Source organism: Peribacillus sp. FSL R5-0717 (assembly GCF_038002945.1).
Taxonomy (GTDB): Bacteria; Bacillota; Bacilli; order Bacillales; family DSM-1321; genus Peribacillus; species Peribacillus frigoritolerans.
The window spans coordinates 1,791,207-1,813,290 of record NZ_JBBOOF010000001.1 but is presented as its reverse complement, the minus strand read 5'-3'; the positions used below and the strand labels follow the sequence as shown (position 1 = coordinate 1,813,290).

The window sequence follows — 22,084 nt, the reverse complement described above, 5'->3', positions numbered from 1 at the left end:
GATTAAAAATATATGTTGTTCGAAAAAGGGGAGGGTATAGATATTGCCTTCCCCTTTGCGTTTACAGATAAATTTGTATGACTGTATTGTTTATAATGTACTCGATTTTGTATCTCAAAACAGTTTAGAGATTGAATTGGTGCGGTTTTGAGTGGATTAATAACTCTATGTACTCAAATTCATGTCCCCAATGTACTTATCTTTGTGTCTTCGTACATCAGGGGATACTTAAGATGTATAGTTATTAGAAGGGGTGATAGGATGAGTAAGAACTTTATTATATTTGGAGCAAGCCATGGGCTAGGCGATGCATTTGTAAAAGGTTTACCCACTAAGGGAGATACAGTATGGGTGGTGTCACGCACACGACCAATTAGTTTAGATGTAAATGATGGCGTAAATCGTAAATGGCTCACAATTGATTTATCTAGTCAACAACAAATTCCTTCTTTAAAAGAAACTTTAAAAGACATTCCTATTGATGTATTAATTTATAATGTAGGAGTATGGGAAAAGCGAGGTTTTGAAGATGACTATACGTTTGATAAGGATGAAGTTGGGGATATTTCGAACTTAATTAATATTAATTTAACTTCCACTATTACTTATATTCAGGCGCTTTTACCTAATTTAAGACAGGCGGAAAATGGAAAAATTATATTAATTGGTTCAACAGCAGGTTTAGATCATACGAATAGTGCACAAGTTTCATTTGTCACATCTAAATTTGGCTTACGTGGTATTACAAATGCTTTACGAGAGCATGTGAGAAAAGATATGATCTCTGTAACGTGTATTAATCCAGGAGAGCTTGCTGCTGAAGTACCATATGAAGAAGGTGCAGAAAAGGCAATTATGTTGTATCAAGGTACACGTATTCCTGTACAAGACATTGTAGCCGTTGTCCATTGCGTTATTAATTTATCGCCTGTTTCATGTGTAAAGGAAATTAATATTCCTGCCATAACAGACTTAAATGCATAATTGTATAGCATATGAATAAAGTTTTTCCGTATATTATAAAATTAATCATTCGGTACTACATACTGCTCCCATTTTGGTCAATCTTTTTTCAAAATGGGAGCTAGTTAATTTTCCTAGAATCAATGTTTGCAGCTCCCTTTTAATCTTTATTCTATAGTTACACTAACAGTTGATCTTAATTCCTTCACGGAAAACTTGATCAAGCACTTGTAATTTTGTTTGTACATAAATACCTGTTATATTTTCGTGTTGTCTTGTAAGATTACGAAGGTTTAAGAGTTAAATCCCACGTTTTTTATAAGGCTCTAGCTCCTCTTTATAGTACAGCTCGCAAAGGTGATGTGCATCAATTATATCTGTCTTTACTTTGTGTAAAATAGAGCTCTTCGCACGATAAGAAATAAGTGGGTTAACGATAATTAATAAGTAACCTCTCTCCTCAAAATACTGTACAACGGGCGTATGATAATGCCCTTAGATTCCAATACAATAGGAAGTTTGATCCCCGTTATATTTTCTATTTCTCTCAGGAAGTGAAAGAGTGTTTCTAGTCCTTCAATGGTATGCGTAACTTTAAAACTGCCTTGATAAGGCTTCTTCTTCTCCAAGAATGCTTGAACCTGACTTTCACCTTTCGCTACATCCAGACCAATTACTGGATTCATTTATTATCTCCTCCTAAAGAATATTGCCGGTACCCCTAAATCCTTCTTGTAGTATCATAGCTTCGCTTGTTATACGAGATCTAGTCCCAACCAGCCTAATCAAGTTTCTACAAGTAGGGGGCGAACTGTTTAGTTGACGGGGTCCAAGCCCCGTGGGCAGGAACGTTCTACCCCGGCTACCGTTATCATATATCGATATAAAAATTGTTCAACCAGAAATAACTGGCTGACCTTTATAATACGAAGGGGCAGGATTGTTGAACAAGGAATGATAGAATAAGGGGTACATTTATTAACAAAATTGGATATGGAGATAGATATGATGTTTAGACTAAATACATTAGTACCAGAGTTATCAGTTTCAGATATAAATAAAAGTCTTAATTTTTATTTAAACATTCTCTCGTTTAAGTTAGAATATCAACGTCCAGAAGATAAATTCGCTATGCTATCTTTAAATGACTGTCAAATTATGATTGAAGAGATAAATGGTTATTGGCAGACAGGGGAGTTATCATATCCTTTTGGGAGGGGAATTAACTTTCAAATAACGGTAAGTGATATTAACGAATTATATAAGAGTTTAAGAAAGCATCAGTATCCGATTAAGATGGAAATTCAGAAGAATTGGTATAGAGCAGATACTAAATTAAGAGGACAAAAGGAATTTTTAATCATGGACCCAGACGGATATTTATTAAGATTCGTCCAAAGCTTGGGGGAAAGAGAAAATGAAGGAGTTCCAGTTGTTGGTGATTAACTTGTTTTAATGGAAAACTGCATGTAATCTCGTTCATGAACTAAAGGGTGCGTTATTTGATGAAGGAACACAAAAATAATCAATCTTTTTTATAAAAGAATGATCCAATTAAATATTATAAGGGCATGTTTTGATTAATCTTTTTTCAAAACATGCCCTTTCTATTTATTCATTTTATCAAGGTTTCTTATATTAGTTGGATCAAACTTTGTTTCAAAGCTACAGCAAAGGACCGATTTTTGCTTCTACATGCTTTACAATTTCTGCTGAATGAACCAGTTCCGCAGCTATACGCATGTCTTTGTATAAAATTCTGTCCTGCTCAAGGCGAGGCACATATTTTCTAAACAAATCGCAGGCTGCAGTCGTTCCTGTTCCAGGCTGTAACGGCTGAAGGAATTCAATCCCCTGGCAGCTGCACATCCATTCGATCCCAATCACTTTTTCAGTATTGGCGATTACTTTCAGTGCCTTTAAAGCTGCAGATGTCCCCATGCTTACATGATCTTCCTGTCCCCCTGTTGTCGGAATGGAATCCACAGACGACGGATGTGAATAAACCTTATTGTTAGAAACCAATGACGCCGCGACATATTGCGGAATCATATAGCCCGAGTTAAGCCCACTTTGCTCGATCAAACACGGGGGCAGCTCGCTATACTGAGGTGAGACGAGTCTAAAAATCCTTCGTTCAGAAATATTGGCCAATTCAGATAGAGAGATTGCCAGAAAGTCCATGGCTAAGGCTATCGCTTCTCCATGACAATTGGAAGAGGATATCGCTCTTGCACCCTCTTGATCATCAAAGACCAACGGATTATCTGAGGCTGAATTCATTTCTCTCTCCACAATCGTCCTAACGTAATCAACAGCGTCTTTACAAGCTCCATGCACTTGTGGAATGGACCTAATACTAAGAGCATCTTGTGTGCGGTAATCTTTAAATTTTTCCGCGATCTCACTGTTTTCTATTAGCTTATGAATATTATCAGTTGTCTTTTTTTGTCCAGGATGACGTTTTACTTTACTAATTTTAGGATCAAAGGCATAGTATGTTCCTTTAAGCGCCTCAAAGCTGATTATCGAAACAATGTCTGCCGCCCTAAGAACATTAATGGCATCATAAACGGCCAGAGCGCCAATTGCAGTCATATCTACCGTGCCATTAATCAAAGAAAGCCCTTCCTTTTCATGCAGTTCGATTGGCTTGATTCCGGCCTTCTTCAAAGCCGTCTCGCCATCTGTTAGTACGCCCTGATTATAGGCCTCACCCATCCCCAAAAGAACCAAACTGATATGTGCCTGATGATTTAAGTAACCTAAGGAACCTTCTCGAGGGACAAATGGTATGACATCTTTATTCACCATCTCTGCTAATCTTTCTACCGTTTCAAGTCTTACTCCAGAATAACCAAGGGATAAATTTTTGATCATCATCACCATAATTGCCCTTACTATTTCCTTCTCCAAAGGATCCCCCATACCGCAAGCATGACTCATAATTATATTTTTTTGCAATTCTCTCGAATCAGAGGCTGAAATTTTAATTTTTGAATTCTCTCCGACTCCGGTCGTAATTCCGTATATTACTCGCTCCTCCTCGACAAAACGCTCGACTATATCCCTTCCTTGGCTAATTCTTTTCTTTACACTCATAGACAGCTCCAAAGGGGCATGATGCCTTGCTACTGAAATCAAACCCCCAATACTAAAATCATCGTCAGTAATCATTACTTTTTCTTGTGTTTTCATAATAAACTCATCTCCTATATTGTGCGGCTTGACCAAACATTAACTTTTATGATGCTTAAGCCATTGGAATAGTAAAATTTCGCAACGAGACCACACTTTTGTGAATTGGAATGATATTCCTTTTCATATCAATTAATCTTCTTATGGTTCAAGGAGTTTAAGTTTGAATTACTTACTTCATTAAAAGGATTACTTGCCTCGCTTAAAGATAGTGACTTTGTCTCCGGTGCCCAGGCTATCGAAATGATAGTACCTATTAACAGAATAGCCGTCATTCCAATCATCGAGGCATCCAACCCTATAGTGTTCATACTAAGGGGCAGGAGGAATGTCCCTATAGCAGAACCAATTCGGCTGAACGCTGTCACAAAACCAACCCCTGATGCGCGAATTTCGGTTGGGAAAAGTTCTGCCGGATATGTTAGCGTAAGATTTGAATTTGCTGATAATATAAAAGTAAAAGCCAGAAAAATCGGAATTACTAAAAATTTTGGTTCATGAAAAATGCTAAGCATAAGCAAGCAGACGGTCAGGATTGCAAACGTACTAATCGTGAAACCTCTGCGAGAAAATTTCTCCATAAGCCAAAGACCAGCAATCGAACCCAATATTAGGAATATGTTTAACCACAGGTCTACAGTGAAGTTTTCTGCTAAACCCATACTATTTAAGATAGACGGTAGGAATGTGTAGATGGCAAAGTACGGAATGACAATACAGACATAAAATAGACTTCCAAAAGCAGTTCGCTTCCGAAATTTTTTGTTAAAAAGAGCACGAAAGCCATTTTTATTTTGAGTCCCAATGACAGTTTCGTCGATTTCCGCATTAGGCCCGATATACTTCTTTACGATTTGGCGTGCTTCATCAATACGTCCCATGCTGATGAGCCATTGTGGTGATTCAGGCGTTCCGATTCGCAGTAGCAGCACAATGAATGCAGGGATTGCAGCACTAGCAAGCATCCAACGCCATGATTCCGGACCAGCTTGTCCTAAATAATATCCGACAATGGTTGCAGAGACGTAACCCACCGTCCAGAGCACATTTAGAGAAGCCAGTAAGAACCCCCTATACTTTCTAGGCGCGAACTCGGCAAGTAAAGTCGATCCGACTGCATAATCGCCTCCGAGAGCAAAACCTATCAGTAACCGCAAAATTAACAACTCTACGGGACCATCCACAAATAGTTGCAGCAACGAAGCTATAGTGACCAATAAGAAGTTAAGCAGGAATATTTTCTGTCTGCCTATGCGGTCAGATAACCCTCCAAGTACTAGACTACCGAAAAAGAGCCCGATCAAAGCAGAACTTCCAATTAGTCCTACCCACATCGAATTGAGTTCCATTTGTGGGCTAAGGAGAGTAAGAGCCACTCCAATAATCCCAAGAGCATACCCATCAGAGAAATTTGAGCCAAAAGTAAGCGCTGTAATTTTCATATGGAACTTGTTAAGTGGAGCGTCATCCATCTTAAATTTTTGTTCGGTCATAAGCGTCATTCCCCTTTTCAATATTTGATTTTTGGGACACTTCCTACTTCTCTAGTTTAGAGAAGGAAAGCGATTGAAAACAGACGTCTATTTTTTGAATTTTTCTAATTTTTTTCGGATTTAAAGTGTAATGTAAAGCGCTTACATTTAAAAACTATAATTATTTTAGATTTCTATACTTTTTTACGATTTCTAAATGAACGAGGGGTTGTACCGGTTTTTTCCTTAAAAATTTTGCTAAAGTAATTTGCATTTATAAATCCTGTTTTATCTGCTACATCTTGAATCGAGAGTTTTGTATCTATCAATAGACGCTGCGCTTCGTTTATCCGTGTCTTTGTTAATAGCTGTCGGAACGAGCTTCCATGTTTTTTTGTTAAGAGCGAGCTAAAATACGCTGGACTTCTGTTTACTTGGTTCGCAACGTCCTCAAGCCTTAGCTCTGGGTTAGTAAAATGCTCCTCAATGTACCGGATGGCCTGCTCAATCACATTTGTACGAGCGTTTTCTCGATTGTTATTTGCCCGATCAAGAACTTCATATAAGAACAGCAATAACTCCTGGACGATCCTATATAGAATCGGATTGTATAAGATGGATTCAAATACTTGATGATAACGTCTCTCAAGCATCCCGTCGTCAAGGTAAAATGACTTCATGAAGCGTCGGACTTGGGCTAATAAGCTTGTTAACCGGGTTCGCAATAAACCTGGCTCGGGATAGGGATCTTCCTTATTCAAAAATTCTTTATACATCCACTGCTTAATTTTGTCCCTATCACCTTCGTTCAGCATGTCAATCCATTCGCGCTGTTCAGACGGGGATAAAAATGGATCGATCATAACCCAGTTCACCTTATCCTCAATGACCGAAAGCTGCCGATATCCTTTGAAAAAACGAATTTCTAGCGCTTGCTTCGCATGAAGATATTTTTCATTTAACGAAAGCAACGGGTCATTAGTATCATATAAAACTAGTGACATGGGCTCCGAAAACTGCTCTTCCCATTCGGTTAGAATCCGATTGCCTATGTGCTTTAATTGTTTGAGTGGTTGTGGCTGCTGGTTATCGAATGAAAAAACAGAAACAATCATGTCGCTTAGCGGCAATACAACCGGTCGGTTCTTAAATGGATACTCTTGCAAAAAAGATAGCAATATAGGTTGTTTCTTCGAATTTTCCAACTGCATCAGCATTAATCGGAAATTGGCACCTAACGTTTCTTGATGTACGAATAGAGAACTGTAAGATACAGAAGGCACCTCAATTTGAGCCGATGGTTCTTGTTTCTCCTCAGTTTTTGAAACGGCCTTGCAGCACTGGGTTAATACTCGTTTGATATGGTCAGGCGACTGAGGTTTTACCCATAGATCATAGGCATGAAGCTCGATGCCTTGAAGCGCACGTTCAAATGTGGCTTCAGCCGTCATGACGATGACCTTTTGTATGTACCGTTTGGTCACCTCCTTAAAGCTGTCCCACGTATCCTTTGGAATCATATCGAGTTCAATGCAAACAACATCTGGTACTTCGGCCTCTATTAGATGAAATACCTCAGATACTGAGCCTGCTAATAGAATATGATCAAACGGAATCGAAAACGAAGAAACTAGCCATCCAATCCCTGTTCGTTCATTTTGATCGCGATCAGCAATTAACAATTTAACCATACAGGTACTCCCTTAATGATAGATTTTTTCTTATTAATTATCGCCAAACCAAGCTTATTTTCATCACTACAGTGTCTATCAGATTAAGGGTTCTGATGCAAAAAACAGATTATGATGAAATTCCAAACAACTTATGTATGAATTTGACATCTTTTTTGACAGATTTCACATGTTGGTGAAGTTGTCCTTTTTTCATCGTGTGTATCGCTTTAATAACACTCAATATAGAAGTTGGTATTCCCTACGTCTTGAATCCCAGCATTAACGCACACGCTTCTTAATGAAACGATACCAGCTAATAGGATGTCAATATCTTTCTCTAAAATTTTCAGATCATGTCCCACGAGCAGGTACGTTCTACCCCGGCTACCGTTATCATATCGATATAAAAATTGTTCAACCAGAAATAACGGCTGACCTTATAATACGAACGGGGCAGGTTAGTGTAAGAAGGATGTAAGTTAGCTGAAGATCGAAGCTGTCTTTAAGGCAGCTTTTTTGTATGGAACTAATAAAGGGGCAGGTTAGCTCAAGGAGGATATTCGTAGCAATAAATAGAATGCTTTATACAAACTTAATCGTATAGAAAACTCTTCTATTCAAAGTTTCATGCAAAATAAACTGAGGGAGTAGCTAATGAATATTCGTATTTTAAAAGAGTCCGATGCCCATTTATACCAGGAAGTGCGATTAAATGCATTGAAAATTAACCCAGAAGCATTTGGTTCAACATATGAGAGAGAGGTGGGATTTTCATTAGAAACGGTAAAGGAGCGAATAAAACCAATAAGGGACAAGTTCATTGTAGGTGCTTTTGATAATAGAAAATCTTTAGTTGGAATTGTTACTTTTATACGTGAAAACGATCTCAAAACCAAACATAAAGGGAATGTTTTTGGAATGTACGTAGCTCCAGGCAATCGAGGTCAGGGTTTAGGGAAATCATTAATGAATGAACTTATAAGTAAGGCAAAGAATTCTGATGGATTGGAACAAATAAATTTAACTGTTGTATCTGATAATGACTCCGCAAAGAAACTATATAAGTCTTTAGGATTTGAAGTATATGGTACAGAACGAAATGCCTTAAAGTATAATGGGCACTATTTTGATGAGGATTTGATGGTTCTAACGTTAGCTGAAGATCAGAGCTGTCTTTAAGGCAGCTTTTTCTTATGGAACTAAAGGGGCAGGTTAGTTGAACAAAATATAAAGACTGATAAAGCTAACAAGTACCATACTTCAAGAAGGAAGTGTGGTTATTCTTATTGAATTAAAGAAGTGGCATGGTTTAGAAGAAAATAAAGGTACTTAATAGTGAATGGGGTTTTTAAATGACAGAAGAAGTTTTTCATATACCATATGGGGATCACCCATCCCAATTCGGTATATTGCGTATGCCAGAACTAAAGGGTGCGTTAGCTGAAGATCAAAGCTGTCTTTAAGGCAGAGCTTTTTCTTTATGCAACTATCGGGACAGGTTAATTTAATAAGGGAATTAAAAAGGGGATTCAGTAAATACTGAATCCTCTAACCTTTTGCTGCATACAGTAGTCCGTTGTAAGTGCAGGGTTAACGGAAAATGCCGGTATTCATGAGCAATTTTGAAGACAAGTCCAGTAGCGACAAGTGAATAATCTCAAGAGATTTTTCAACTTATTTCCCTAGTGTTTTTCATAAAAGGTCCGGATCCTAATGGAATATTAAAAATTTAAAAGCTACAGCTACAAAAGAATCTGGGATTGAGGGGCTCAAAGACTTATTGATTTGAATCTATACTTCCTTAGTTATATCATACCTTAACAATTTTTGTTGACCATAAATTTTTTCAAAAAGAATTCCTGTTAAATAGTAAAACACGAGGCCAAAACAAATGTGAATAAGTGTAAATTTAGGACCAAATGAAGTGAATTCATATACTAGAACTGGCAATTTCACTGTTGACCAAGCGCCTAAGAAAAACACTATATAGCGGACACTGGCTCCTTTTTTCAATAAAAGTACTGCAATTGGAAAGGCTATATAAAGAGGACCTGCAGCTACTGTTGCTAATAATAAGGTGAAGAAGACACCATATATACCTGATTTTTTACCCATATATCGAATGAGTGATTCTTTCTTTACCCATTGATCCAATAATCCCACTAATATAAATATAGGAGGAAGTAGGAATAACATATCCAAAATACTTTTACCAGTTAATTGAACTGTTGTCATAGCAATAGCTTGATTCATAAATGCAATTAGAAGAAGCCCTAATAATAAAATGAAAAAGAACCGAAATCTTTTTAGTTTGTTCATGTCATCACCACCCAAATAATCAATGCAAATAGAAGAGACATTATTATGGCAGAAATATTTCGAGCATAAGCAAAACTTCGTCCAAAAGTTTTTTGTTCCATAGATAAAGTTGTAAGTCCCACAGACATTAATGTCGACATTAATACCGCTACTTGTGGAAGAGCAGCACCATTTTGAACTAATGTATCTCCGAGAGGAAAGACGATAAAGCTTGGAACTAAAGCAATTGAGCCAATGAGTGTTGAATAAATGATGCCTAGTAGGCCAGAATTTTCGCCAATAATTGAAGAAATAAGGGACGGTGTCAATAAAGATAATGCTAGCCCAACAAAAAGCATAATAGCTAATAAATCCGGTAAAACATTGCGAAACATTTTCCATGAACTTAATAAGGCTGCCTTTGTTTTATGTTTATCTTTTGTAAAAGAAATACCCAAATAAATAATGGCTATAGTATATAGAATAACTCCACTAATCATTATTTTGAGCATTCCATTCTTTATATTTTTCTAGGAAGAACGCTAAATTTTTAATTTTTCCCTCAATATCTATTTGAAAATCTTCTAATTTTCTTTTTCCAACTGTAGTGATTTTGTACATCCTTATCGGTTTATCTCGATCAGATGCATCCAAATAAGACTCAACAGCGCCTTCTTCCTCTAATTTTTTTAGTGTGCGATATAATATGGCACTATCAATTGGATTGATGGGAAGCTCTTCCTCACATTTTTTCAGAAGTTTCCCTCCATAGTTATCTCCCTCTGTTAAAAACAGCAATAGAAATGCACCTGTATGTCTCCCTGTATGTTTCATGAAATATATAACCTCCAAATATTAATGTAAAAATTTTTCCGGTAACGAGTTACTGTTAATAACAGTATGCTTTCATAAACAGTAATGTGTCAATTTTTTTCTTTGTGATAACAAAAAAATAGAATGTGAAGGTCACTTAAACTAAAGGTGTGTTAGTTCATTAAGTAAAAAAGCCGATCCTTAACTTGGAACTGCACCCCAATTGTTAGACACAACTAACAAATGGAGGTGCAGTTTTTTATGTCCAGATTTTCTTCAGAAGAAAAAATACAGGCAGTAAGACTAGATGGTAATGAGGGCGGAAAAACAATTGCTAAATTTACTGGTGTTCATCCGAGTTTACTCCATCATTGGATTAAAAAAATTTGAACTTTTTGGTGATGATGCTTTTGGAAAACGCTATACACCCTACCCCGCCCAGTTTAAACTAGTTGTACTCAATTACAGGGAAACAGCGGCGATTTTTAATATTCCATCTTATGAAACGCTTCGAAAATGGAAAATTGCTTATGAAACCAGGAGGATTTTATGCTCTATAATCAAAGAAAAAGGGGCGTCCATCCATGAAAAATTAAAAATAATAAGACCTCAAATTCTCGAGTACCCGATGAAGGATCAATAGAGGCTTTACAGGCGGACAATGAACTTTTACGTATGGAGAATGCCTATTTAAAAAAGTTGGATGCCTTAGTTCAAAACAAGGAAAAATAACCAAAAAAGACAAAGCACAAGAAGTCTATGAATTAAGGAATGCATTCCCGGTGAAAGCACTTATACAGCTCGCAGACATTCCGCGTAGCACGTATACTATTGGGTGAAAAACTTCGGCCGTCCTGATCCAGATGCAGAACTGAAAGTATTGATTAAATCTGTTTTCGATGAACATGAAAGTCGGTTGGGTACCGACGTATTCGTGATGAACTTAGAAATCGCGGACACAAATTTAACTACAAATAGGCACAGCGTATCATGAAAGGACTAGGGCTAAAATGTCTGGTCCGGATGAAAAAATATCGCTCTTACAAAGGAACTGTGGGCACGGCACTAAATATTTTAGATGGCAATTTCAAATCTGAAAAACCAAATGAGAAATGGGTTACGGATATTACAGAGTGTAAATTAAATGGGGAAAAGCTAGATGTATCGGACTTATTTAATGGAGAAATCATTACGTATACAATCGGTTCAAGACCAACCTACTCACTCATTTCAACGATGTTAGATCAAGCTTTTAACACGTAACAGACGACGATACTCTCCTTATTCATTCAGGTCAAGGCTGCATGATTTAAATGAAACAATTCCGTGATGCCCTTAGAGGGAGCGTGGCATTACGCAAAGTATGTCTCGCAAAGGGAATGGTCACGATAACGCTGTTATGGAAAATTTATCTGGTATCATGAAAACGGAACTTCTTTATCTAAAAGAATATGAAAGTGTGGGACACTTTAAACAAGAACTAGCAAAATAGATAGAATACTATAACCACAAACGAATCAAGCCCAACAGGCTGCCTAACGATACAACCTGTCTAACTTAGGGGGGGCAGTTCACTTAGAGGAAATCGACTTTTCAGGTTGGAATTCCCTTTACTTATTTGGTTTTAACTTCCATAATTTATGCATGAGTATATTCTTATCAATTTCCCCCATTACTTTAACTCGTAGGAGCATTAACTTTTAGAACTCTGCTAATGGATAAGCAAGTTAATAATTATACTTAAAAATGGAGTGATACGATGAATAAGACGTATGATGTCATCATTACTGGTGCTAGATGTGCCGGCTCTACCCTGGCAATCTATCTCGCTAAGGCAGGTTTCCATGTGTTGTTAGTGGACCGATCGACTTTTCCAAGGGACACATTATCAACCCATACCTTTTTCAATAATACTGTTGCTCTTCTTCGTGAAATAGGTGTCCTGGACAAGTTATTGGAAACAAAAGCACCACCGGTACGGGATATTAAATTTCAATTTGAGGATACCGTGATAGAAGGTCTCATCCCCGAGGTTTACGGAGAGGACAGTTGTTATTGTATTAGAAGAACTTATCTCGATCATATCCTACTTGAAAAAGCCAAATCTCAAATGAATGTAACCGTTTTAGAAGGATTTCGTGTGACGGATGTCATTCGTGATGACGAAACAGTAATAGGTGTGAAAGGTTTAGGCGGCAACAACGAGAAACAAGAATTTTTGGCTCGCCTGGTAGTCGGAGCAGACGGTCGTTCCTCTATTATTCGCAAGCTGGTAAAAAGTGAACTCAAAATAAGTATTCCAGCAACAGTCGGCATCTATTTCGGGTATTTCTCTGGATTTCGCCACGATAATGTCCCTAAATTTGAAGTATACAAGATAAAAGATAACACAGCCATTCTCTTTCCGACGAATGATGATTTATATGTTATTGCCGGTATTTTCCCATTAGAAAATAAGGAATTGATAGAACGGTTAAAATTAAATCCGGAGAGCTCTCTACGCAATCTCTTAACAGATAACTTTCCGAATACAACAATTGGGGCGCGCTTGAAAAATGCAGACCTAGTAGAACCGGTCAAAGGCATTCTAGGATATGATAATTACTGGTATAAAGGAATGGGAAAAGGATGGGCGTTGGTTGGAGATGCAGTTTGTTTTAAGGATCCTGGCATGGCACAGGGTATCCATGATGCTATATATGGAGCACGTTTATTATCCAATATTCTATTAAAGTATAAGGGACAATCCTATCAATCAAATCAAATGTCTGAAGAATATCAGAAGGCAATAGAAGATGAGTTTATGGTTCGGTTTCAAATGGGATGCCAAATTTCGAAGAATGAACGCATATCTGAACAACAGGATGCTGTCAACAAGCTAATCAGTTCCCATCCAGAGGCTATAGAGAAGTTTTTAGGGATTTACAATTACGCAAACGAGCCCTTTGTTTTAGAAAAAGAAATCGCACGAATTATGCAGTCGTTCTAGCTTTGATTTTTAGAAATTAAGTGATTCAAGTACAAAAATAATTTGACAAATAGGTGCATTGCATTCATAAGGGTACCTATTTTACTAACGGGTGCTTAATTGAAGATCCGGCTGCCATCGGGGAGCTTCTTTTGTTTATGTAACTAACGGGGCAAGAAATTTCAATGATAAACCCAATTAATCCCACGGTATATTATGTAATGTAAATACATAAGAGCCTAATTTTTCAGTTTTTCTTATTGTTGGGATAGTAAGTATTGTTATTTAGGTGTTTTTATCAGAGCATGGACCGATGGACAACAACAAAGAGCAAATTTTGTGGTTAGTTTATTGAGGGAGTTTAGTGCAATAAAGTGTCCAGGGGTTATAATAAGGATGCAGCTTTATTAAAAAACTAGCAAGTTATTATGTTAGAGAAGAGGTTAACAATGAAAAATAGAGAGGGAGCTATCGGTTACTGTCTGGGAATGGGGAATACATATGAAGATTATCCAGGAATTGGACGTTAATGAGACATATAGATAACAAGAAAGCGTTTGCGTGGATATTTGAAAAAGATGGCCATATTTGGATTAATGTGAAATGTGAACCCGGTTTGTTGGATTATTGGCGTCAGATTTACCATTCGGTAGTTCCGGCATTTCATCTTAATAAGGACCATTGGAATTCGATAATTCTTGACGGTACTGTTCCAAAGGAAGATATTTACGAAATGATAAAACAAAGCTATATGTTAACTAAAAAAATAATAGTAAAGTTAATTTCAAAAAGTGAAGGCATTGATTCAGCAGGAAGGATTTATGCCTTTTTCTGTGGAACTTACCATGATTGTGAAATAATCTAATTACAAGTAACGGGTGCTTTAAGGTTAGCCAGTTTTACTGGTTGACCTTTTTTAATAGAATCTAAGGTTAATGAACTTATTGCCGTTGGTGGGAACTTTGACTTTGCTCAAGAAGATGAACTAAAACAAGCAGATTTTGTAGTGAATAACTTCATAGAAATCTTAGAGTTAGTTTAAATTCTAAAAGGCCGCCAGTTGGCGGCCTTTTGAAAATACGATTCTTAGCATTATCATACATTCGCATTAAAGTGAAAAACTACACTGTTTGTGTCCACCGTTTATTCGTACTGTAACACAATCGTTATGTATTTCTCGGGTTTGTGTCTTCCCTCAAACGGCCTCGCTTCTGGAATAATTTTTTTAATGTAGCAAATTCTATTCATAACGTGTTGTTGGGGTCCCTTAGCAACCCGTGACAATTGGAATACTTGGCGTGTTTTAATCCTAAAAAATCAAACCATACTATCTATAAGAGGTGAATTTACTTAAATGAATTTCCCTGAAATACATACAAACTTTTGGGACGCCGTGATAGCAATACCTGTTATAATGCTCCTAACTCAAATAATTAAAGTTTACTTTAATGTTTCAAAAAAAATCGTACCTTCCATAGCACTGGCACTTGGCCTGATGTTTTCCATTTTCATTAGTCATAGGCACAGCTTAGTAGCAGGTATCTTTATGGGGTGGTTTTATGGTTATGCTGCGATTGGAAATTATGCTGCCCTAAAAACGACCATAATAGCTTATAGAAATAAAGAATAAGACTACTTTCCCAAAATAAGCTGTTTGAATAAAATGTCTTAAACTTAAATAAATGTCCATTTTCAGGCCATCCTTTTAAAGGATGGTTTTAAGCTTTGAAAATTGTTGCACAATTTGTGTCAACTCCGCGAAAAGTTTTATAGAACTATCAGGGCAGAACAACCGGAATGATAAATATAGTAAAATAATGTATAAGTGGTGACGATATTGAAAAAGTATCTTGTGTTTTTAATTAGTTTCGTAATGATATATATGGGATTTCAAATAGGATCAGGTTTGATTCTTACTGCTTCTTATACTCCCGATTTTTCTTCGATAGAGAATAATTTAAGTCAAGAAATAGTGTTTGGTAAGACTTCAATTCCATTACTGGTAACATTGCTAACTGCTACATTAGCTTATTTTCTTTCTCAAACGAAATTTAGAATCTCAAAAAATTAAATAAATAACGGGTACGTTAGCTTAAGATCGGAGCTGTCTTTAAGGCAGCTTTTTCTTATGGCACTAACGGGGCAGTTTAGATAAACAAAGGTTTGGATTTTTATGGTAGTATTTTTAAGGAGGAGGAAGATTTCAATGAAGAATCTAAACCAGAAATTTCTCTTATTTTTCAAGGTGGGACAACAACCACTAAAATAAGCCCGGGGGGTTAAAAAATATGAAACAATTGGGGACGCTATACTTTTTCTGTGGAAAAATGGGCGCAGGAAAATCAACTAAATCGTTTAGTGGAAAAGAATAACAAGGAGTTCAACACAGCGTTAAATGAGATGATTCGTGTGTAAAGAGTACCTTCTGTTCTTGGATGTACTCTTTATGATATAAAATGAAATGTGAGTAAGAAAAGTTTTAATGTATATATTAAAACGTGCGTTAGCTGAAGATCGGAGTTTTCTTAAGGCAGCTCCTTTCTATGCAACAAACGGGGCAGGTTAGTTCCATAAGCGTTGTGTACTCGAAATCCGAAGGTTTAGTTTATTTATTTTTACCCAACTTCTCGTTACCCCGTTTAAAGTTACCCGTAATTTTAGCTAACAATAACTGTAGTTCTGTTATATTATTTTCAACTTCATTGATTCTTTCTATTAGACGTAGAGCCTCCCTATCCTTTAAAAATTTAATTTGTTTACCTTTGTAACAGATTACTACTGTTCCTTTTTCGTTATTCGATGAGTAAATGGTTCTTCACTTAATCTGTTTCGTTTGTCTATATCGCTCACTGCACCGTCTCCCTACTTATTATAGTTCAAAGATTATATTCAAAAAGGCAGTTGATTTTCCTGTTTTCTTTAAATATTTTTATTCACAGTCTGTGTCAAATCTGTGATACGTCTTATAGAACTAACGGGTGTTCGTTAATTAGTGAGCTGTGACGATCGGCCCTTTTCTTACAGGATAGTTTGAATAAGATATGAGTAATCAGCATAATTCTTATTTCAAAATAGATATATATCCGTTTCGGATCTATTCATTAGTTCATATCCTATTAATACTAGGGAGGAGATGAATAGATTGGCATCTAATGATGAATTGATTTGTCAAAAGTTTGCTAGGATTATCGGCGGCCAAGAAGGATTTGCTGGTGGCAAATGTGTGGCAACCATAAATCGAAATGAACTCAAAGTGAAAATTTTAGGGAAACGTTTTGGAGTAACTTCTTCTTTCTCATTTGAATCCAGAGATAATCATACTGGACGGGCATTGTGCCTAGGCAGGGTAGCACTCTTGCAAAAAGAAGTCGAGAATTTTGTTGCTTCCATTCTTAAACAAGGAATAATAGTTTCATCCATACACAATGAGTGGCTTTTCGATAAACCGAATTTGGTTTACGTTAATATCGAAGCTGTTGATGATCCATTAGTTTTTGCAAGGAAAGTCAGAAAAGCGCTACGGAACTAACATATTTCCTTAAATCGGTAAAATTGAGCTGGCATAAACACGGTAAAAAACGAGTGTTGTTGAACGAAGGGTGTGTTAGCTGCAGGCTGGGCTGTCTTTAAGACAGCCTTTTGTTATGGAACCATCGGGGCAGGTTAGTGGAAGAAGGAATTTATTGATCAGCTAAAGAATAGTATTCGGTTAAGGTTGATTTTAATGATTAAACAAACTTAATATCAGGAGGGAAAAATGGTTGATACTAGTTATGAGAAACAACATTTGAAAAAACTCAGGATTTTTATTTATATCACGATAGCATTAATATTTTCAATGATATTTCTATTTATTAGCATTTTTCTTTTGTTTTTTTCTATGTCAGGCATTTTAGACTTTGTGTATTTTACACCCCAAATAGCCATTTTCTCATTCGTGATTTCTATTGTATTTTCTGTTTTAGCTATAAAAAATCACTTTGGTAAGATATTGTTAGCATTAAACATATTTCTCATGCTATTTATGATTTTTTATGGTCCATAACTAGATACCATTAAATGAGGACTGCACATTTTAGATATGACTAATATGTGTAGTCCTTTTTCTATTAATGGTGGAAAAATGTTTGTTTTTTGAAGGTGATTCTCTTATTTTGTTGTATTTTTACTAATTGATAGGTTCATTCAAAATACAGTAAAAAAACGGAGGGAAATCACATGCTTAACAATTGGAAAAAAACACTGATGGCTGGAGTGATCAGCTTATCCTTGCTAGGTACTGGGTATTTCAGTCATGACCTGATCTCCTCGCAAAACGTCTCGGCTGAACCGGCAGCTAATAATGCACCAGGGCATTTGAAAAAATCGGAGTCTTCCCAGCTTGATGAAATTATCAAACGTGGATACATCCGGGTAGGAATGACGGGGGACTACAAACCATTTACCTATTTGAACCCGGAAACGAATGAGTATGAAGGCTTTGACGCGGACGCTGCCAAAGAGCTTGGCAAAGATCTTGGTGTAGAGGTGAAATTTGTCGCTACCACCTGGCCTACGATGATGAAAGACCTGCAAGCGGACAAATTTGATATCGCTGTGGGCGGTGTGACCCGCAACACTGCCAGACAAAAAAGCGCTTATGTATCCCAAGGTTACCTTTCATTCGGTAAGGTGCCTTTGATTCGCAAGGAAGATAAAGACAAGTATCTGACCATTGAAGATATCAACAAGCCTTCTGTGCGCATTGGCGTAAATCCAGGCGGAACAAACGAAGAATTTGTCCGTCAGTATCTAAGCGATGCTAACATAACGGTTGTAGAAAACAACCTTGATATCCCACATCTTGTAGCAGAAGGTACGTATGATGTTATGATCACTGACACAGTAGAAGCAATGCTATATGCAAAAGCTGATTCAAGATTGCATGCGGCTCAAACCGACAAGCCTTTCACAAACAGTGAAAAAGGTTATATGATCCCAAGAGGTGATTTCATTTATGCAAGCTACTTGGAAATGTGGATGGATGAAATGAAGCTCCAGGGTAAATTTGATGCCCTCTACAAAAAGTGGGTGGAATAGAATATTGAGGTGTTGCCCATTTATTACAACACCTGTGTTAGTACCTTAAAAAAGGCCATCATTTGAAAACAAGCGTAACCCCGTTTAAACTTTGGGCGGGGTTACGCTTGTTCAATTACATTATGGTAAATATAATACTTGGGTTGAATATATAAAAATCAATAATATTAAATAACAAATTAATATTATTGATTTTTTCGGTTTAATAATTTAATTTTTGTATTTATATTTTTAATTTATTGTTATATAATCGAATCAACTAAAAGGGAGGAATTGCATTCCATTATGGCTTATAAAGTAATCACAGAGTGTCCTGTCTGCAGTAAAACATTGAAAATTACAAAGTTGCAGTGCTCTCATTGCCACACTACGATTGAAAATGAGTTTGAATTATCTAAGCTGGCATCCTTATCAAAGGATCAGCTTCATTTTGTGGAAGTATTTTTAACATGCAGAGGGAATATCAAAGAAGTTGAAAAGGAGCTGGGGATTTCGTATCCCACGGTTCGAGGCAAGCTAACAGACATCATTTCATCCCTTGGATATGTGCAGAAGAAGAAAAATGAAGTAGACGAGAAAAAGGTTGTCACCATGTTGGAAAATGGCGAAATCACACCAGAAGAAGCCATTAAGCTCTTAAAAGAGGAATAGGGAGGAATTTATCATGAAAGAGGAAATAACAAGAGTGTTAACAATGGTTCAAGAAGGGAAAATTGACGCAGATAAGGGATCTGAACTGATTCAAATCTTAAAAGAGAAAGAAGATACAGGTAATAAGCTTTTGGAAAAACCGACAAAATATTTAGATAAAACATTAAAAATTCGTGTTGTATCAGCCGAAAATGATAACGTCACGGTCAACTTGCCTATAAAACTGGTCAAGGTAGTATTAATGGCTGGACACAGCATCGCAGCGAGTATTCCTCAATCGGAAAAATACGTTAAGGATGTAGACATAAGCCTTATCATGGAAGCAATCGAAAACGAATTAGATGGCCAAATTGTTGATATTAAATCGGCAAACGGGGATACCGTTTCAGTCATCATTGATTAGTGAGTTGTTTATGATGCATGTAAAAGTGAAAGCAAAAGACGTTCGATTTACCATCCCAGTTCCATATGCCATTTTAAATATTGTTATTTCCATTTTATCTTCAAAATTTCTTCAGCAAAATGTAAACAAATGGACAAAAGAGCACTTCGAAAGAAAAAAACTGGACTTTACCTTCCCGCATATAGACAAAAATATGCTAAAGCCTATCGTCAAGGAACTGAAAAATTATAAAGGGATCGTGCTAGTTGATGTCAGAGCTAAGGACGGCACTGAGGTTAAGGTTAGACTATAATTTATTTTAGAATACACCGACCACTGCCTGGTATTTTGAAGGAAAATCCTTATTTCTCACAAAGTTATTTAATTTAAAAGCTTAAACAAGCATAACCCCGTTCTATAGGACGGGGTTAAAAATATGTTGTTGCGCCCGATTGTTGACGGGCGCTTTTTTAATCGCGCATTGCTCCTGCCTCTCGGGAAGTCATTGCACCTTGTCCTTCGCTTACATCTTTTTGAATTTGTTGTTTTACTTTTTGTGCATCGGTTCCGGCAAATTCCGGTTTCATAATGGAGCCCGAGTTCCCTTTAGCTGGTTGATTCTGCTGCATACAATTCCTCCTCAATTTATGTTTAACACTCTTATTATTTACAAAAAGGTTCAAAAGTACTAAATGATTTTAGAAGCCAATTGCCTTTGAAATATAGACCTAAACCCTTTAACAACCGCTCGGAAACTCAAGTGATACCCTACATACTTGATCGAATTATTTTGTGGGAATTGAAGGGAATATATGTGTCATAAAGAATATATATTAAAAAAATAATATTGAAGAGAGGGATATATCATGATTAGTGAAAAGAGCAAAGAAATCATTGAAAATTATATTATGGCCTACAATTCGTTTGATATTGAAAGTATGGTTAAATTCCTTCATAAAGAGATCAAGTTCAGGAATTTCCCGAATGGCGAAATGAACACAGAGACCAGAGAAACTTTACTATTATAGTCGAAAAAAATACGATGAAAGTCCATTCATCAGGCAAAGATACCATTTGCGAATATACTAAAGTCGATAAAATTAGAAATAAGTATGAAAAATCCATGGGAGTAAAAATTGCAGATTGGTTTATGGAACTAAAGGGGCAGGATGTTGGAGAAGGAACTATTTTGAACGATCTAGAAATAAAGACTATAAAGAAAAGATATGAGGTGTTTGTATAGAAAAGATACCTGTTAAAACGATTAAGAAGATAGAAGAGGACATTGAAAAAAATGATTTAGGGAAAGCAAGGGATAGGCTACACGGTTTAATTTCGACCTATCCTAATGAGTTAGAATTGCGCAGAAAGCTGGGGGACATCTATTTTGCATTGAAATACCCTTCAATGGCAGGTCGTTACTGGTATTTAGAAAAGAATAAGACATCAGAGATGGTAAAAGCGTGTATTTTGTTCGAAAAATCTATGGGAAACGATCCTTTCAGAATAGCACGAGCTCTGAAATTTAAAGGTGATAGTGAAATTTTAATAGAACTGGAATTGGATCAGGTAATTTCGCCTATACAAAATAAAGTGAAAGAGAGTCTGCTGGAACAACATGACGATCGATTGAAAGATAATTTGTTTAGTTTGGGTTGCTTCTCAATAATCATATTAACAATTCTATTTGCATTAATCGGAGTTTACGCTCTTTTCACCTGGATATTTTGATCCGCAATCTTGCTTTATAAGAGAGTTTTATAGTACTTGTTCTTTACCTAACGGGTGCGTTACTTTTAAAATCTGGCTGCCATCGCTGGCAGTCTTTTTAGGGGCAGGTTAGTTGAGCAATAAAGATAAAAATCATTCTATATTGAATGTTTTTTATCTTTATCATAATTCGGTGATGTACTAGGGTGTGTTAATATGCGGTCTAATATTTTTTCAGTAAATGGCATAAAGTAATTGAGTATCAGCCCGCCTAAACAAACGGTTAATAAAGTTCCAACGCCAATTGGTCCATTTGAAATCATTGCCATTATCAAGAATGCAAGGTAAATGGCTGTTCTCGAAAAAAATATATTTGTTTTCGTTAATTCTTGTATGATTAATGTTAATCGGTCAACTGGAATCGGTGCAAAATTTGTGTGTAAATATGTTGCCGTTCCTAATCCTATAACAACCAAGCCGATTCCAAAACAAATAACTTTGCTGTACCATAGTTCAGGTGTTATCAAATTGTGCAATATAAAAAGCCACATATCAATCCCGATACCCGTTATAAATGCTGTTAACAACCCCAAAACTTCTGGTCTTTGCCTTTTTAAAAATGAATTAAAACATATCAATATCAAAGCTATTATGATTTCCCAACTTCCCACAGTAAGCCCCGCATTTATGGATAGTCCCACCAAAAGTGCATCAAAAGGTGAAGTCCCAAGATCTGATTGTATAGTGAAAGAAATACCAAGGGTTAATATTAAAATTCCTAATACATAAAAACATATTTCACTATACAGCCCCCTTTATTTTTTTTGTTGCAAACACAACAAAATTACTTTAAATTTAATATAGGTCATTTTTATTG

The 22,084-nt window shown here is 36.4% G+C and carries 20 protein-coding genes and 4 pseudogenes; 14 read left to right on the top strand and 10 right to left on the bottom strand.

Features of this window, described 5'->3' with window-relative positions:
* Nucleotides 1-261 precede the first annotated feature (261 nt).
* Nucleotides 262-984, top strand: coding sequence for an SDR family NAD(P)-dependent oxidoreductase (locus NYE65_RS08810; protein ID WP_328178692.1), 723 nt, complete (start codon nucleotides 262-264; stop codon nucleotides 982-984).
* Nucleotides 985-1,167: 183 nt separating this feature from the next.
* Here NYE65_RS08810 and NYE65_RS08805 read toward each other — a convergent pair.
* Nucleotides 1,168-1,649, bottom strand: a pseudogene (locus tag NYE65_RS08805) (IS110 family transposase); the annotation flags it as partial.
* Nucleotides 1,650-1,971: 322 nt separating this feature from the next.
* On the opposite strand from NYE65_RS08805, the gene NYE65_RS08800 reads away from it, so the two are divergent.
* On the top strand, nucleotides 1,972-2,409 hold the full coding sequence (locus NYE65_RS08800; protein ID WP_328178693.1) for a bleomycin resistance protein: 438 nt from the start codon (nucleotides 1,972-1,974) through the stop codon (nucleotides 2,407-2,409).
* Between the two features lie 219 nt (nucleotides 2,410-2,628).
* Here NYE65_RS08800 and hutH read toward each other — a convergent pair whose 3' ends face one another.
* From hutH to NYE65_RS08780, 4 genes and pseudogenes are all read right to left on the bottom strand, one after another.
* The gene (gene hutH / locus NYE65_RS08795) at nucleotides 2,629-4,161 is read right to left on the bottom strand and encodes a histidine ammonia-lyase (protein ID WP_340860578.1); all 1,533 of its coding nucleotides are present in this window, start codon (nucleotides 4,159-4,161) and stop codon (nucleotides 2,629-2,631) included.
* Nucleotides 4,162-4,289: 128 nt separating this feature from the next.
* Nucleotides 4,290-5,654 (bottom strand): MFS transporter, encoded by a 1,365-nt coding sequence (locus NYE65_RS08790; protein ID WP_340860576.1) that lies wholly within the window; start codon nucleotides 5,652-5,654, stop codon nucleotides 4,290-4,292.
* A gap of 173 nt (nucleotides 5,655-5,827) precedes the next feature.
* On the bottom strand, nucleotides 5,828-7,324 hold the full coding sequence (locus NYE65_RS08785) for a helix-turn-helix domain-containing protein (protein ID WP_328178696.1): 1,497 nt from the start codon (nucleotides 7,322-7,324) through the stop codon (nucleotides 5,828-5,830).
* A 109-nt stretch (nucleotides 7,325-7,433) separates the two neighbouring features.
* Nucleotides 7,434-7,615: pseudogene (locus NYE65_RS08780) on the bottom strand (IS6 family transposase); the annotation flags it as partial.
* A 345-nt stretch (nucleotides 7,616-7,960) separates the two neighbouring features.
* On the opposite strand from NYE65_RS08780, the gene NYE65_RS08775 reads away from it, so the two are divergent.
* Nucleotides 7,961-8,485, top strand: coding sequence for a GNAT family N-acetyltransferase (locus NYE65_RS08775; RefSeq protein ID WP_328178697.1), 525 nt, complete (start codon nucleotides 7,961-7,963; stop codon nucleotides 8,483-8,485).
* A gap of 612 nt (nucleotides 8,486-9,097) precedes the next feature.
* Here NYE65_RS08775 and NYE65_RS08770 read toward each other — a convergent pair.
* From NYE65_RS08770 to NYE65_RS08760, 3 genes are read right to left on the bottom strand one after another with little or no spacing between them, the layout of a single operon-like run.
* The gene (locus tag NYE65_RS08770) at nucleotides 9,098-9,625 is read right to left on the bottom strand and encodes a permease (RefSeq protein WP_328178683.1); all 528 of its coding nucleotides are present in this window, start codon (nucleotides 9,623-9,625) and stop codon (nucleotides 9,098-9,100) included.
* Entirely contained in the window at nucleotides 9,622-10,104 is a 483-nt protein-coding gene (locus NYE65_RS08765; protein ID WP_340860573.1) for a hypothetical protein, read from the bottom strand. The genes NYE65_RS08770 and NYE65_RS08765 overlap by 4 nt, the downstream gene beginning before the upstream one ends.
* Nucleotides 10,097-10,438: a PadR family transcriptional regulator gene (locus NYE65_RS08760; RefSeq protein ID WP_340860571.1), complete on the bottom strand. Its 342-nt coding sequence runs from the start codon at nucleotides 10,436-10,438 to the stop codon at nucleotides 10,097-10,099. The genes NYE65_RS08765 and NYE65_RS08760 overlap by 8 nt, the downstream gene beginning before the upstream one ends.
* A gap of 240 nt (nucleotides 10,439-10,678) precedes the next feature.
* On the opposite strand from NYE65_RS08760, the pseudogene NYE65_RS08755 reads away from it, so the two are divergent.
* The 9 genes and pseudogenes from NYE65_RS08755 to NYE65_RS08715 all read left to right on the top strand — a co-directional run.
* Nucleotides 10,679-11,906 (top strand): annotated as a pseudogene (locus NYE65_RS08755) (IS3 family transposase); the annotation flags it as partial.
* 270 nt (nucleotides 11,907-12,176) lie between these two features.
* Nucleotides 12,177-13,406 carry an NAD(P)/FAD-dependent oxidoreductase gene (locus NYE65_RS08750; RefSeq protein WP_340860569.1) on the top strand — a complete coding sequence of 410 codons (1,230 nt, stop codon included), beginning with the start codon at nucleotides 12,177-12,179 and terminating at the stop codon, nucleotides 13,404-13,406.
* Nucleotides 13,407-13,834: 428 nt separating this feature from the next.
* A pseudogene (locus tag NYE65_RS08745) lies at nucleotides 13,835-14,148 on the top strand (MmcQ/YjbR family DNA-binding protein); the annotation flags it as partial.
* A gap of 591 nt (nucleotides 14,149-14,739) precedes the next feature.
* Nucleotides 14,740-15,015 (top strand): hypothetical protein, encoded by a 276-nt coding sequence (locus NYE65_RS08740; protein ID WP_340860567.1) that lies wholly within the window; start codon nucleotides 14,740-14,742, stop codon nucleotides 15,013-15,015.
* A 1,512-nt stretch (nucleotides 15,016-16,527) separates the two neighbouring features.
* Nucleotides 16,528-16,914 (top strand): DUF1259 domain-containing protein, encoded by a 387-nt coding sequence (locus tag NYE65_RS08735; RefSeq protein ID WP_095395526.1) that lies wholly within the window; start codon nucleotides 16,528-16,530, stop codon nucleotides 16,912-16,914.
* Nucleotides 16,915-17,603: 689 nt separating this feature from the next.
* The gene (locus tag NYE65_RS08730) at nucleotides 17,604-18,464 is read left to right on the top strand and encodes a transporter substrate-binding domain-containing protein (RefSeq protein ID WP_340860564.1); all 861 of its coding nucleotides are present in this window, start codon (nucleotides 17,604-17,606) and stop codon (nucleotides 18,462-18,464) included.
* Between the two features lie 285 nt (nucleotides 18,465-18,749).
* Nucleotides 18,750-19,115, top strand: coding sequence for a DUF2089 domain-containing protein (locus NYE65_RS08725; protein WP_034310939.1), 366 nt, complete (start codon nucleotides 18,750-18,752; stop codon nucleotides 19,113-19,115).
* A gap of 13 nt (nucleotides 19,116-19,128) precedes the next feature.
* On the top strand, nucleotides 19,129-19,518 hold the full coding sequence (locus tag NYE65_RS08720; RefSeq protein ID WP_340860561.1) for an SHOCT-like domain-containing protein: 390 nt from the start codon (nucleotides 19,129-19,131) through the stop codon (nucleotides 19,516-19,518).
* Nucleotides 19,519-19,528: 10 nt separating this feature from the next.
* Nucleotides 19,529-19,810 carry a hypothetical protein gene (locus tag NYE65_RS08715; RefSeq protein ID WP_054399329.1) on the top strand — a complete coding sequence of 94 codons (282 nt, stop codon included), beginning with the start codon at nucleotides 19,529-19,531 and terminating at the stop codon, nucleotides 19,808-19,810.
* A gap of 157 nt (nucleotides 19,811-19,967) precedes the next feature.
* On the opposite strand, the gene NYE65_RS08710 is transcribed toward NYE65_RS08715, so the two are convergent.
* Complete coding sequence (locus NYE65_RS08710) at nucleotides 19,968-20,126, bottom strand: hypothetical protein (RefSeq protein WP_164468811.1); 159 nt, start codon at nucleotides 20,124-20,126, stop codon at nucleotides 19,968-19,970.
* 237 nt (nucleotides 20,127-20,363) lie between these two features.
* On the opposite strand from NYE65_RS08710, the gene NYE65_RS08705 reads away from it, so the two are divergent.
* Complete coding sequence (locus NYE65_RS08705) at nucleotides 20,364-20,525, top strand: hypothetical protein (RefSeq protein WP_340860556.1); 162 nt, start codon at nucleotides 20,364-20,366, stop codon at nucleotides 20,523-20,525.
* 211 nt (nucleotides 20,526-20,736) lie between these two features.
* Nucleotides 20,737-21,228, top strand: coding sequence for a DUF6584 family protein (locus NYE65_RS08700; RefSeq protein ID WP_340862114.1), 492 nt, complete (start codon nucleotides 20,737-20,739; stop codon nucleotides 21,226-21,228).
* Between the two features lie 137 nt (nucleotides 21,229-21,365).
* Here the strand turns inward: NYE65_RS08700 and NYE65_RS08695 are convergent, their stop codons facing one another.
* A complete protein-coding gene (locus tag NYE65_RS08695) occupies nucleotides 21,366-22,004 on the bottom strand; it encodes a YczE/YyaS/YitT family protein (RefSeq protein ID WP_340862113.1) in 639 nt (212 codons plus the stop codon).
* Nucleotides 22,005-22,084 lie beyond the last annotated feature (80 nt).

Bases quoted from the DNA above. Each gene is read 5' to 3' on its own strand.
- NYE65_RS08810 (WP_328178692.1), top strand. From the start codon at position 262: ATGAGTAAGAACTTTATTATATTTGGAGCAAGCCATGGGCTAGGCGAT.
- NYE65_RS08800 (WP_328178693.1), top strand. From the start codon at position 1,972: ATGTTTAGACTAAATACATTAGTACCAGAGTTATCAGTTTCAGATATA.
- hutH (WP_340860578.1), bottom strand. From the start codon at position 4,161: ATGAAAACACAAGAAAAAGTAATGATTACTGACGATGATTTTAGTATT.
- NYE65_RS08790 (WP_340860576.1), bottom strand. From the start codon at position 5,654: ATGACCGAACAAAAATTTAAGATGGATGACGCTCCACTTAACAAGTTC.
- NYE65_RS08785 (WP_328178696.1), bottom strand. From the start codon at position 7,324: ATGGTTAAATTGTTAATTGCTGATCGCGATCAAAATGAACGAACAGGG.
- NYE65_RS08775 (WP_328178697.1), top strand. From the start codon at position 7,961: ATGAATATTCGTATTTTAAAAGAGTCCGATGCCCATTTATACCAGGAA.
- NYE65_RS08770 (WP_328178683.1), bottom strand. From the start codon at position 9,625: ATGAACAAACTAAAAAGATTTCGGTTCTTTTTCATTTTATTATTAGGG.
- NYE65_RS08765 (WP_340860573.1), bottom strand. From the start codon at position 10,104: ATGATTAGTGGAGTTATTCTATATACTATAGCCATTATTTATTTGGGT.
- NYE65_RS08760 (WP_340860571.1), bottom strand. From the start codon at position 10,438: ATGAAACATACAGGGAGACATACAGGTGCATTTCTATTGCTGTTTTTA.
- NYE65_RS08750 (WP_340860569.1), top strand. From the start codon at position 12,177: ATGAATAAGACGTATGATGTCATCATTACTGGTGCTAGATGTGCCGGC.
- NYE65_RS08740 (WP_340860567.1), top strand. From the start codon at position 14,740: ATGAATTTCCCTGAAATACATACAAACTTTTGGGACGCCGTGATAGCA.
- NYE65_RS08730 (WP_340860564.1), top strand. From the start codon at position 17,604: ATGCTTAACAATTGGAAAAAAACACTGATGGCTGGAGTGATCAGCTTA.
- NYE65_RS08725 (WP_034310939.1), top strand. From the start codon at position 18,750: ATGGCTTATAAAGTAATCACAGAGTGTCCTGTCTGCAGTAAAACATTG.
- NYE65_RS08720 (WP_340860561.1), top strand. From the start codon at position 19,129: ATGAAAGAGGAAATAACAAGAGTGTTAACAATGGTTCAAGAAGGGAAA.
- NYE65_RS08715 (WP_054399329.1), top strand. From the start codon at position 19,529: ATGATGCATGTAAAAGTGAAAGCAAAAGACGTTCGATTTACCATCCCA.
- NYE65_RS08710 (WP_164468811.1), bottom strand. From the start codon at position 20,126: ATGCAGCAGAATCAACCAGCTAAAGGGAACTCGGGCTCCATTATGAAA.
- NYE65_RS08705 (WP_340860556.1), top strand. From the start codon at position 20,364: ATGATTAGTGAAAAGAGCAAAGAAATCATTGAAAATTATATTATGGCC.